Below are 12,033 nucleotides of genomic sequence, written 5' to 3' on the forward strand. Positions count from 1 at the left end.
AGAAGGTTCGAGAGATGCCTGTCGCATCGGTCTTCCCGCAGCTCGAAGCTCTGCTCCCGCATGTGCAGAAGCCGATCCAGTACGTGGGCGGCGAGCTGAACTCCACCGTCAAGCCCTGGGACGACTGTGACGTCCGCTGGGCGCTGATGTACCCGGACGCGTACGAGGTCGGTCTGCCCAACCAGGGCGTCATGATCCTCTACGAGGTGCTCAACGAGCGGGAGGGCGTCCTCGCCGAGCGCACGTACAGCGTGTGGCCGGACCTGGAGGAGCTGATGCGGGAGCACGGCGTCCCGCAGTTCACCGTGGACAGCCACCGCCCGGTGAAGGCCTTCGACGTGTTCGGTCTGTCCTTCTCCACGGAGCTGGGCTACACGAACATGCTCACCGCCCTCGACCTCGCGGGCATCCCGCTGGAGTCCAAGGACCGCACGATCGACGACCCGATCGTCCTCGCGGGCGGCCACGCGGCCTTCAACCCGGAGCCGATCGCCGACTTCATCGACGCGGCCGTCATCGGCGACGGCGAGCAGGCCGTGCTCGACATGACGGAGATCATCCGCGCGTGGAAGGCGGAGGGCCGCCCCGGCGGCCGTGAGGAGGTCCTGCTGCGCCTGGCCAGGACCGGCGCGGTGTACATCCCGGCGTTCTACGACGTGGAGTACCTGCCCGACGGCAGGATCGGCCGTGTGGTCCCGAACCGCTCGGGCGTGCCGTGGCGTGTGTCGAAGCACACGGTCATGGACCTCGACGAGTGGCCCTACCCCAAGCAGCCGCTGGTCCCGCTGGCCGAGACGGTCCACGAGCGGATGTCGGTGGAGATCTTCCGCGGCTGCACCCGCGGCTGCCGCTTCTGCCAGGCCGGCATGATCACCCGCCCGGTCCGTGAGCGGTCGATCACCGGCATCGGCGAGATGGTCGACAAGGGCCTGAAGGCGACCGGCTTCGAGGAGGTCGGCCTGCTGTCGCTCTCCTCCGCCGACCACAGCGAGATCGGCGAGGTCGCCAAGGGCCTCGCGGACCGCTACGAGGAGGACAAGATCGGTCTGTCCCTCCCGTCGACGCGTGTGGACGCCTTCAACGTCGACCTGGCGAACGAGCTGACGAGGAACGGCCGCCGCTCCGGACTCACCTTCGCCCCCGAGGGCGGCTCCGAGCGCATGCGCAAGGTCATCAACAAGATGGTCTCGGAGGAGGACCTGATCCGCACGGTCGCCACCGCCTACGGCAACGGCTGGCGGCAGGTGAAGCTGTACTTCATGTGCGGTCTGCCGACGGAGACCGACGAGGACGTCCTCCAGATCGCCGACATGGCGATGAACGTCATCCAGAAGGGCCGCGAGGTCTCCCGCTCCAACGACATCCGCTGCACGGTGTCGATCGGCGGGTTCGTGCCCAAGCCGCACACGCCGTTCCAGTGGGCGCCGCAGCTGTCCGCCGAGGAGACCGACGCCCGGCTGGAGAAGCTCCGCGACAAGATCCGCGGCGACAAGAAGTACGGCCGTTCGATCGGCTTCCGCTACCACGACGGCAAGCCCGGCATCGTGGAGGGCCTGCTGTCGCGGGGCGACCGCCGTATCGGCGCCGTCATCCGCGCCGTCTACGAGGACGGCGGCCGCTTCGACGGCTGGCGCGAGCACTTCTCCTACGACCGCTGGATGAGCTGCGCGGACAAGGCGCTGGCACAGTTCGGCGTCGACGTGGACTGGTACACCACCCGTGAGCGCGGCTACGAGGAGGTCCTGCCCTGGGACCACCTGGACTCCGGCCTCGACAAGGACTGGCTCTGGGAGGACTGGCAGGACGCCCTCGACGAGACGGAGGTCGAGGACTGCCGTTGGACGCCGTGCTTCGACTGCGGTGTGTGCCCGGCGATGGGCACCGAGATCCAGGTCGGCCCGACGGGGAAGAAGTTGCTGCCGCTCTCGGTGAAGCAGCCCGCGGGCAGCGGGCACAGCCACTGAGCGAGCTCCGCTCGACGCGGTGAGGGGCGTCCGGGGGGTCACCGACCCTTCGGACGCCCCTCTCGCATTCCGGCGCGGCGTCAGGCCGCCGGGGTGGTCCCGCTGTTCAGGGCGCCCTTCCTCGGGCGCAGGGACACTTCCGCCCACACCTGGTCGGTGCAGTCGAGGATGGACGCGTCGCTGTCGTTGATCTCCCTGGTGCAGGTGATCTCGTAGACGCGTCCGGTGGTGGTGAGGACGTCGAAGGCGACGGTGTCGGTCTCCGCGAGCCCCGACACAGCGGCCGCGCAGGGAAGCCCGGCGCCCTTGTTCCCGGTCGGGTAGCCCTTGTTGCCGGTGAGGTCGGTCCACAGCATGGGGCGGTCGCCGTCGCCCGCGATGTCTCGGACGCCCGCGTAGTAGCGTCCGCCGGTCAGCACGCCGCGGTACTCGACGCCGGCCTCGGCCCGCAGGGCGTCGATGTCGGAGCACGGGACGCGCGCGCCGCCGGGTGCGGCCGGACCCGTCTGCCCGTGTCCGTGGCCGTACTCGCCCTTCGGGTCCTTGCACTCCTTGTCACCGCGCCCGCCCCGCGAAGGGGCGGCCACCGGCTTGTGGAAGGCGGGCTTGGCGGGGCCCGGCTTGGTCCGGCCGGGCTTGTGGGAGGCCGCTGTCACGGTGCCGGGCCTGTGCGCGGCGGGCTTGGCCGGTCCCGGCTTGGTCTGGCCCGGCCGGTGGGAGACGGACTGCGTGCTGCCCGGCTTCTGCGTGGCGGGCTTCGCGGGGCCGGGCTTGGTCTGGTGCGGCCTGTGGCCGGCCGGTCCGGCGGTGCCCGGCTTCTGCGTGGCGGGCTTCGCCGGGCCCGGCTTGGTCTGGTGGGGCTTGTGGGGGGACGGCTTGGCCTGGCCGGGCTTCTCGTGGGCCGGCCTCGGTGCCGTCGGCCGGCAGGCGTCGGCCGGGGTGACCGCCGTGGTGACCGCACTGCCGGTCGCGGGGCCCGCCGGGGTCCCCGTCGTCGCGGCGGCCGGACCGGCCGCGCCCGCCGCCAGCAGCAGCGCGAGGGTGGCGGCCAGGCCCGCCTTCCTGAACCCGGCGCGTGCCGACGGCCCGAGACATGAGGGCGGTGTCCCGAGGACAGGACTCATCTTCGTGCTCCTTGCTCTCCCGGTTCGGGCGATTCCCCTGAACCCGAGTGCGAGCGTGACGGGAACGCGGGAGGCAGGGGTGCCTACGGGGGCGGAACGCGCCGACAATCGACGTATCGGGCTAACGCCGTGGACGCCGGGCGAATCCGGACGGGCGACAGCGCATCCGGACCGGCGGCCACGGCGTCTACCTGGGCATGGACCTCCAGAAGAAGCCCGCGGACCGGCCCGCACGGCCGGACCCCGAAGGGTGTCTCGTCGTCGCCCTCCGGCTGCCCGTGCGGATCGTCGCGTTCGTACTGGTCGTGCCGGTGCGGATGGCCTGGGACGCGCTCGTCGTGGCCGGCCGCCTGCTGCGCGACGCGGTGCTGTGGCCGTGCGGCCGGGCCCTGCTGTGGCTGGGCGAGGTCCTCGTCGTCCGGCCGCTCGGCTGGCTGTGGCGGTACGGCGTCGTCCCTGTCGCCCGGGCCCTCGCCTGGCTCGTCCGCGTGCTGGTGGTCGTGCCGCTGGTGTGGCTTCACGCACACGTCGTCGTCCCCGTCGCCCGGGCCCTCGCCTGGCTCGCGCACTGGCTGATCGTGGTTCCGGCCCGCCGGCTCCTCGAGTGGGTCCTCGTCCCCGTCGGGCGGGCGATCGGCTGGGTCCTGTACTGGACCGGGCGGATCCTCTTCGTGCTGCCCGCGCTCTTCCTCCACCGCTGGGTCCTCGTCCCCGTGGGCCGGGTCCTCCTCGTCGTCGGCCGGGAGATCCGGGACGCCCTCGGACACGCCTGGCGGATCGCGGGCCACGTGTCGCTCGCCGTGGGACGGTTCCTCGGCGCTCTCCTGCGGTGGACCCTCGTGGAGCCCGCGCGCTGGGTGTACCGCACGGTGCTGACGCCCGTCGGGCACGTCGTCCGCGACGCGGTGCTGCGCCCGGCCGCCCGGGCCGCCCGCGCGGTCGGCCGCACGGCGCGGCAGGCGCTGAGCGCCGTGGGGGAGTCCGCCCGGCAGGCCCGCGCCGACGTCCGCCGGCTGTTCCTCGGGGGACCCGGCGCACCCCGCGGGCGCGAGACCGTCGGCCGCCGGGAACCTTCGGCCCGCGGGGCACGTACTCTTGGTAGCAGTACGACCGCTCTCACGAAGGACTGAACGACACTGGGCAAGCGACAGCCCGAAGGCCCGCCGCCCGCACCCGCGGTGCAGCGCATCCGACTGCGTTACACCAAGCGCGGCCGCCTCCGGTTCACCAGCCACCGTGACTTCCAGCGCGCCTTCGAGCGCGCGTTGCGCCGTGCCGAGGTGCCGATGGCGTACTCGGCGGGGTTCACGCCGCACCCGAAGGTGTCGTACGCCAATGCCGCACCCACCGGCACGGGCAGTGAGGCGGAGTACCTGGAGATCGCGCTCACCGAGGCGCGAGACCCGCAGAAGCTGCGTGAACTGCTCGACGAGTCGATGCCCGACGGGCTGGACATCGTCGAGGCGGTCGAGGCCCGCACCTCCGGCCTCGCCGACCGGCTCACGGCCTCCGTGTGGGAACTGCGCCTGGACGGCGTGGACCCCGCGGACGCCGAGCGCGCGGTGGCCGCGTTCGACACGGCCGACACCGTGGAGGTCCAGCGCCGCACCAAGAACGGCGTCCGCACCTTCGACGCCCGCTCCGCCGTGGTCCGGCTGGAAACGCACCTTCCCCAGGCTGATAGGCCTATCGACCAGCCCTGTGCGATACTGCGGCTGGTTGTTCGGCACGTGACGCCTGCCGTACGACCCGACGACGTCCTGTCCGGTCTCCGCGCCGTGGCCGACCTGGCGCCGCCGGTCCCCGCAGCGGTGACCAGGCTGGCGCAGGGGCTGTTCGATGAAGAGACCGGCGCGGTGACCGACCCGCTCGCGCCCGACCGCGAGGCAGCCGGGGCCAGTTCGACGGCCGATGCGACTGCCGCCGCGAAGGCGCCGGCGTAAGGAAGGTTCCGCACAGGGACGGACGTCGTAGCGCCGCCCTCGTACTCGGGAGCCACCTGGGTCGGGCAGCGCACCGACCAGAAGACTTTCGCCAGGCCGTGGGCAAATCGGCGTACGGAACCGGCGAGACAGGACACAGAGAGCTCCCGTGCGGCGGCCGCGCCCCGGACGGCGGCACCGCGCACAGCGCGAGCCGCGGACGTCAACGGCGACCGATCCCTGATCGGCGCCGGACCAGCGCGGCGCCCGGGAGCCTGACGGGAGACACACCCGCATGCTCGAGCCGACCGAACCCATCAAGGGTTCCGAAGAACAGAACAACAGCCCCAGCGACACCCTGCCGCCGCGTCGTCGGCGCCGTGCCGCCTCCCGCCCCGCCGGTCCGCCGGTGGGCGGCTCCGCCGACGCCCCGGCAGAGACCGTCGCGCCGGCCGTCTCGGCCGTCGCGTCCGCCGACCTGGCGGACGACATCGACGAGGAGAAGACCGACGAGACGGTCGAGACCGTCGAAGCCGCCGGGACCGACGCGACGGAAGAAGCCGCGGAGGCGGCCGAGGCCGAGCCCGCTCGGCCGCGCCGTCGCGCCACCCGCCGCGCCTCCGCGCCCGCCGGTTCCCCGGACGCGGCGCAGACCGTGGTGACCGCCGAGACCATCGCTCCCGCCGAGGCGGCAGCGCCCGTCGCGGAGGCCGCCGCACAGGAGACCGCCGTGACGGAAGACGCCACCCCGCCCCGCCCCCGTCGTCGCGCGACGCGGCGCGTGGCCACTCCGGCCACCGCCCCCGAGGCGACGGAGGCCGTGGCCGCCGGCCGCGCCGACGAGGCGACCGCCGACACCGCCGGGGAGCCCGCCGCCGAGGCCGCGCCCGCCCCCCGCACCCGTCGTCGTGCCACCCGGCGCTCCTCCGCGCCCGCCGGAGCGCCGCAGGAGACGGAGGCCGCCGCGCCGGTCGAGACCCCCCAGGCCGTCGAGACCCCCGAGGCCGTCGAGACCCCGGCTGCCGAAGAGGCCCCCGCCGAGCAGACCCCCGCCGAAGAGGCCGCCCCGCGTCGTACGCGTCGCCGTGCCACGCGCCAGGCGTCCACGCCGGCCGAGGAGCAGACCGCGACCCCCGCGACCGTCGAGACCCCTGAGGCCGAGACGCCCGCCGCGACCGCCGCCGAGACGCCCGCCGCGACCGCCGCCGAGGCACCCGCCCCCCAGGCCGACGAGGACGCCGCTCCCCGCCGGCCGAGGCGCCGGGCGGTCCGCAAGGCCGCCGTCGGCTTCTCCGAGCCCGCGCGTCCGGCCGGCGACGAGGGCGACGGGCCGCGTCGCCCCGCCCGCCCCGCCGTCGCCGTGTTCCAGGCGCCCGTCTTCGCCGAGCCCCGCTTCCAGACCCCGGAGCGCGCGGCCGCCGAAGCCGCGGCCGCCGAGGTGGAGCCCGTCGAGGCCGCCCAGCCCGCGCAGACCGCCGGGACCGAGGAGCCCTCGGAGGAGCAGACCGGGGCGCGCCGCCGTCGTCGCCGCCGGGGAGCCGGCCAGGGCGAGGAGGCCGCCGAGACCGCGCGTCAGAGCGCCCCGAGCACCCAGGCCGCCGCCGAGACCGTGAAGCCGTCCGCCGAGGACGAGACGGAGTCGGAGGAGCCCGAGCCCGAGTACGCCGACGAGTCGGCCGAGACCGCGGAGGGCGCCGACGAGGCGGCCGAGGGCGATGACGACGGCGACGAGGGCGGCTCGCGTCGCCGTCGCCGCCGGGGCGGCCGCCGTCGCCGTCGCGGTGACGCCTCGGACGGCGAGTCCGGGGACGCCGACTCCGACGACCTGGCCGCCGAGCAGACCGAGCAGGACTCCGAGGACACCGCCGAGCAGGACGACGAGGACGCCGACGAGGGGGACGAGGCCGCCGGCTCCACCGCGGGCAGCCGCCGTCGCCGCCGCCGTCGCCGTCGCGCCGGGGACAGCTCCCCCGACACCGAGCCGGGCGAGGGCGACCCGGAGCGCACCGTCGTCAAGGTCCGTGAGCCGCGCAAGGCCGGCGAGCCGTCCGACGAGGTGCAGTCCATCAAGGGCTCGACCCGCCTGGAGGCGAAGAAGCAGCGCCGCCGGGAAGGCCGTGAGCAGGGCCGCCGTCGCGTGCCGATCATCACCGAGGCGGAGTTCCTCGCCCGCCGCGAGGCCGTCGAGCGCGTCATGGTCGTCCGCCAGCACGGCGACCGCACGCAGATCGGCGTCCTGGAGGACGGCGTGCTCGTCGAGCACTACGTCAACAAGGAGCAGTCGACCTCGTACGTCGGCAACGTCTACCTGGGCAAGGTCCAGAACGTGCTGCCGTCGATGGAGGCCGCCTTCATCGACATCGGCAAGGGCCGCAACGCCGTCCTGTACGCAGGCGAGGTGAACTTCGAGGCGCTGGGCATGGCCAACGGGCCGCGCCGTATCGAGTCCGCCCTGAAGTCGGGCCAGTCGGTCCTCGTCCAGGTCACCAAGGACCCGATCGGGCACAAGGGCGCCCGTCTCACCAGCCAGGTCTCCCTGCCGGGCCGCTACCTCGTGTACGTGCCCGAGGGCTCGATGACCGGCATCAGCCGCAAGCTGCCCGACACCGAGCGGGCCCGCCTGAAGACCATCCTCAAGAAGATCGTCCCCGAGGACGCGGGCGTCATCGTGCGCACCGCCGCCGAGGGCGCGAGCGAGGAGGAGCTGCGCCGGGACGTCGAGCGGCTCCAGGGGCAGTGGGAGGACATCCAGAAGAAGGCCAAGAACGGCGGCTCCAGTGCGCCCTCGCTGCTCTACGGCGAGCCGGACATGACCGTCCGTGTCGTGCGGGACATCTTCAACGAGGACTTCACCAAGGTCGTCGTCAGCGGTGACGACGCCTGGTCGACGATCCACGGGTACGTCTCGCACGTCGCGCCGGACCTGGCCGAGCGGCTGTCGAAGTGGACCTCCGAGGTCGATGTCTTCGCCACCTACCGGATCGACGAGCAGCTCGCCAAGGCGCTGGACCGCAAGGTCTGGCTGCCGAGCGGCGGTTCGCTGGTGATCGACCGGACCGAGGCGATGGTCGTCGTCGACGTCAACACCGGCAAGTTCACCGGTCAGGGCGGCAACCTCGAGGAGACGGTCACCAGGAACAACCTGGAGGCGGCCGAGGAGATCGTGCGCCAGCTGCGGCTGCGCGACCTCGGCGGCATCATCGTGATCGACTTCATCGACATGGTGCTGGAGTCCAACCGGGACCTCGTCCTGCGGCGCCTCCTGGAGTGCCTGGGCCGGGACCGTACGAAGCACCAGGTCGCCGAGGTGACCTCGCTGGGGCTCGTGCAGATGACCCGTAAGCGGGTCGGGCAGGGGCTGCTGGAGTCGTTCTCCGAGACCTGCGTCCACTGCAACGGGCGCGGTGTCATCGTGCACCTGGACCAGCCGTCGGCCTCCGGCGGCGGCGGCAAGCGCAAGAAGCGCGGTCGCGGCGGCGACGGACAGGGCCACGAGCACGAGCACGAGACCGTGACCGCGGAGGCCACCGAGGCGGAGGCCCTGCCGGCCGGCGCCGACGCGGAGTCCGAGGCCGAGGTCGCCGCCGAGGTCGCCGAGCCGGTCGCCCTGGAGGCGCCCGACTTCGCGCCCGACGAGGAGCTGTACAGCAGCGTCGCCGAGGCGGAGGCCGCCGCCACGCGCGGTCGCGGCCGGCGTCGGGCGAGCCGCCGGGCGTCCGCTCCGGCGGGCGCGCCGAGGGGCAACGTCAGGCGGGCGGCTGCCGCTTCCGAGGAGTCCGGGAAGACCGTGCCCACGGCGCAGGACGTCACCGCCGAGCAGGAGGCCGAGCGTCCGGTGCTGCCGGCCGAGGCCGTCACGGCGCAGGCCGAGCCGATCGCCGCGGAGGACCCGGTCGTCGAGGCGGCTGCCGCCGCCCAGGCCCCGACCGCCGAAGCGCCGGCTGAAGAGGCTCCTGCCGTCGAGGAGGCCGCGCCGAAGGGCCGTACGCGCCGCCGTGCCACCCGTAAGGCGTCCGCGCCTGCCGGGTCGCCCGCGGGGGCGGAGAGCGCCGTGGTGACGGTCGCCGAGGCCGCGCAGGCCCCGGCGGAGCCCGAGCCGGCGGCGCAGGCCGCTGCCGAGGCCGCTGAGGCCCCGGCCGAGCCGGTCGCCGCCGAGAGCGCCGCTCCGGCCCGTCCGAGGCGTCGTGCCGTGCGCAAGGCCACCGCGCCCACCGCGTCCGAGGAGGCGGCCGTCGTGGTCGTCCCGTCGGAGGCGGCCGGGACGGAGGCCGCGGAGGCGGAGACCGTCGCTGCGGAGGCCGCCGAGCCGGCTGCCGAGACCGCGGCGGCCCCGGCCAAGAAGGCGGCCCGCAAGACCGCCAAGAAGGCCACGGCGAAGAAGGCCGCCACCAAGAAGGCGACGGCCACCGCGGAGAAGACCGCCGCCAAGAAGACGGCCGCGAAGAAGACGACGGCCAAGAAGGCGGCGGCGAAGTCCACGGCCAAGAAGACGACGGCGGCGGCGCGGCGCACCACGCCCTCGGTGTCGGCCACGACCGACGAGGACTGAGCCGGCGAGGGCCGAGCAGTGAAGGGCTGAACCGAGGGGCCCCCGCCCGGGGCCCCTCGGCGTTCACCGGCCCCGCGCGCTCCCGTCCGGCCCCGCCCGTCCTTGCCGTCCGGGGCCGGACTCGGCCGGTTTGACCCCTGACCAGCCGCCCCGTAACCTTGACCGTCGGCGTGTCGTGTGGCGCGCCACATCCCCGTAAACCTCTTCCTCCCGGGTGCCTCGGCGGCCGGGAGAGGTCCGCTCGTGGCGTTCCGCCCGGCGGCTGGACTGCGGGGGTGCCGTTCCCGAGCGAGAGAGTGAGATCCGCGTGTACGCCATCGTGCGCAGCGGTGGTCGCCAGCACAAGGTTGCTGTCGGCGACATCGTTGAGGTTGACAAGATTTCCACCGCCAAGGTTGGCGACACGGTCGAGCTCTCGACCCTGCTCGTTGTCGACGGCGACGCTGTGACCAGCGACCCGTGGGTGCTGGCCGGCATCAAGGTCCAGGCCGAGGTCGTGGACCACCACAAGGGCCAGAAGATCGACATTCTGCGCTACAAGAACAAGACCGGCTACCGCCGTCGTCAGGGCCACCGCCAGCAGTACACGGCGATCAAGGTCACTGAGATCCCCGCGGCTGCGAAGTAAGGGACTGAGGAGAGATGGCACACAAGAAGGGCGCATCGTCCACCCGGAACGGTCGCGACTCGAATGCCCAGCGGCTCGGCGTGAAGCGCTTCGGCGGTCAGGTCGTCAACGCGGGTGAGATCCTGGTCCGCCAGCGTGGCACCCACTTCCACCCCGGCGCCGGCGTCGGCCGTGGCGGCGACGACACGCTGTTCGCGCTGCTGCCGGGCGCGGTGGAGTTCGGCACCCACCGCGGCCGCAAGGTCGTGAACATCGTCCCGGTCGGCTGATCGGACGCTTACGCGAGGCGGACCTCACTTCCCGGTCGGGAAGGCGGGTCCGCCTTTCGCGTGTTACACCACAACACAGACGTACGTTTTCTCTGGAGGCACCGAACCATGACCACCTTCGTGGACCGCGTCGAGCTGCACATCGCCGCGGGTAACGGAGGTCACGGCTGTGCCTCCGTCCACCGGGAGAAGTTCAAGCCGCTCGGCGGCCCGGACGGCGGCAACGGCGGGCGCGGCGGTGACGTCGTGCTCACCGTCGACCAGTCCGTGACCACGCTGCTCGAGTACCACCACTCCCCGCACCGCAAGGCGACCAACGGCAAGCCCGGCGAGGGCGGCAACCGCTCCGGCAAGGACGGCCAGGACCTGGTCCTCGTCGTGCCGGACGGCACCGTCGTCCTCGACAAGGCGGGCAACGTCCTCGCCGACCTCGTCGGCCACGGCACGTCGTACATCGCCGCACAGGGCGGCCGGGGCGGCCTCGGCAACGCCGCTCTCGCCTCCGCCCGGCGCAAGGCCCCCGGCTTCGCGCTGCTCGGCGAGCCGGGTGACCTCCAGGACATCGTCCTGGAGCTGAAGACCGTCGCCGACGTGGCGCTGGTCGGCTACCCGAGCGCAGGCAAGTCGTCGCTGATCTCCGTGCTGTCCGCGGCCAAGCCGAAGATCGCCGACTACCCCTTCACGACCCTGGTGCCCAACCTCGGTGTGGTGACCGCCGGTTCGACCGTCTACACCATCGCCGACGTGCCCGGTCTGATCCCGGGCGCGAGTCAGGGCAGGGGCCTCGGCCTGGAGTTCCTGCGCCATGTCGAGCGGTGCAGCGTCCTCGTGCACGTCCTGGACACCGCCACGCTGGAGTCCGACCGCGACCCCGCCTCCGACCTCGACGTCATCGAGGAGGAGCTGCGGCAGTACGGCGGGCTCGGCGACCGTCCCCGCATCGTCGTCCTGAACAAGATCGACGTGCCGGACGGCAAGGAACTCGCGGAGATGGTGCGCCCGGACCTGGAGGCGCGCGGCTACCGCGTCTTCGAGGTGTCCGCGGTGGCGCACATGGGGCTCAAGGAGCTGTCCTTCGCCCTCGCCGACCTGGTGGGGCAGGCGCGGGCCGCCAAGCCGCAGGAGGAGGCGACGCGCATCGTCATCCGGCCCAAGGCGGTCGACGACGCCGGCTTCACCGTCTCGCGGGAGGAGGACGGCCTGTACCGCGTCCGCGGCGAGAAGCCCGAACGCTGGGTGCGCCAGACCGACTTCAACAACGACGAGGCCGTCGGCTACCTCGCCGACCGGCTCAACCGCCTCGGCGTGGAGGATGAGTTGATGAAGGCCGGCGCCCGCGCCGGGGACGGCGTGGCCATCGGGCCGGAGGAGAACGCGGTCGTCTTCGACTGGGAGCCGTCCATGACGACCGGCGCGGAGATGCTCGGCCGGCGCGGTGAGGACCACCGCTTCGAGGCCCCCCGCCCGGCCGCCCAGCGCCGCCGCGACCGCCAGGCCGAACGGGACGAGGCGGACCGGGAGTTCGACGAGTTCGACTCCTTCTGAGCGAACGCGCGAAGGGTCCGCCCGCACCCCCC

8 protein-coding genes are annotated in these 12,033 nt (G+C 73.4%); 7 read left to right on the forward strand and 1 reads right to left on the reverse strand.

Annotated elements, in window-relative coordinates; translation table 11 throughout:
- The first annotated feature begins 14 nt into the window (after positions 1–14).
- Positions 15–1,964 (forward strand): TIGR03960 family B12-binding radical SAM protein, encoded by a 1,950-nt coding sequence (locus EV567_RS01830; RefSeq protein WP_130436785.1) that lies wholly within the window; start codon positions 15–17, stop codon positions 1,962–1,964.
- An 80-nt stretch (positions 1,965–2,044) separates the two neighbouring features.
- Here the strand turns inward: EV567_RS01830 and EV567_RS01835 are convergent, their stop codons facing one another.
- Positions 2,045–3,088 (reverse strand): hypothetical protein, encoded by a 1,044-nt coding sequence (locus EV567_RS01835; RefSeq protein ID WP_130436786.1) that lies wholly within the window; start codon positions 3,086–3,088, stop codon positions 2,045–2,047.
- 197 nt (positions 3,089–3,285) lie between these two features.
- Between EV567_RS01835 and EV567_RS01840 the strand changes: the two genes are divergently transcribed.
- The 6 genes from EV567_RS01840 (at position 3,286) to obgE (ending at position 12,001) form a co-directional block, all read left to right on the forward strand.
- Positions 3,286–4,218, forward strand: coding sequence for a hypothetical protein (locus tag EV567_RS01840; protein ID WP_130436787.1), 933 nt, complete (start codon positions 3,286–3,288; stop codon positions 4,216–4,218).
- Positions 4,219–4,266: 48 nt separating this feature from the next.
- Positions 4,267–5,031, forward strand: a complete 765-nt coding sequence (locus EV567_RS01845) for a TIGR03936 family radical SAM-associated protein (RefSeq protein WP_130436788.1) — start codon at positions 4,267–4,269, stop codon at positions 5,029–5,031.
- 274 nt (positions 5,032–5,305) lie between these two features.
- Positions 5,306–9,559, forward strand: a complete 4,254-nt coding sequence (locus EV567_RS01850) for a ribonuclease E/G (protein ID WP_130436789.1) — start codon at positions 5,306–5,308, stop codon at positions 9,557–9,559.
- A 307-nt stretch (positions 9,560–9,866) separates the two neighbouring features.
- Positions 9,867–10,187, forward strand: coding sequence for a 50S ribosomal protein L21 (gene rplU, locus EV567_RS01855; protein ID WP_004931419.1), 321 nt, complete (start codon positions 9,867–9,869; stop codon positions 10,185–10,187).
- A 14-nt stretch (positions 10,188–10,201) separates the two neighbouring features.
- On the forward strand, positions 10,202–10,456 hold the full coding sequence (gene rpmA, locus EV567_RS01860) for a 50S ribosomal protein L27 (protein ID WP_130436790.1): 255 nt from the start codon (positions 10,202–10,204) through the stop codon (positions 10,454–10,456).
- Positions 10,457–10,564: 108 nt separating this feature from the next.
- Positions 10,565–12,001, forward strand: a complete 1,437-nt coding sequence (gene obgE / locus EV567_RS01865; RefSeq protein WP_130436791.1) for a GTPase ObgE — start codon at positions 10,565–10,567, stop codon at positions 11,999–12,001.
- Positions 12,002–12,033 lie beyond the last annotated feature (32 nt).

This window comes from Streptomyces sp. BK239, from assembly GCF_004217285.1.
Lineage (GTDB): Bacteria > Actinomycetota > Actinomycetes > Streptomycetales > Streptomycetaceae > Streptomyces.

Coding starts and splice junctions, on each gene's coding strand:
- EV567_RS01830 (WP_130436785.1), top strand. CDS start 15: ATGCCTGTCGCATCGGTCTTCCCGCAGCTCGAAGCTCTGCTCCCGCAT.
- EV567_RS01835 (WP_130436786.1), bottom strand. CDS start 3,088: ATGAGTCCTGTCCTCGGGACACCGCCCTCATGTCTCGGGCCGTCGGCA.
- EV567_RS01840 (WP_130436787.1), top strand. CDS start 3,286: ATGGACCTCCAGAAGAAGCCCGCGGACCGGCCCGCACGGCCGGACCCC.
- EV567_RS01850 (WP_130436789.1), top strand. CDS start 5,306: ATGCTCGAGCCGACCGAACCCATCAAGGGTTCCGAAGAACAGAACAAC.
- rpmA (WP_130436790.1), top strand. CDS start 10,202: ATGGCACACAAGAAGGGCGCATCGTCCACCCGGAACGGTCGCGACTCG.
- obgE (WP_130436791.1), top strand. CDS start 10,565: ATGACCACCTTCGTGGACCGCGTCGAGCTGCACATCGCCGCGGGTAAC.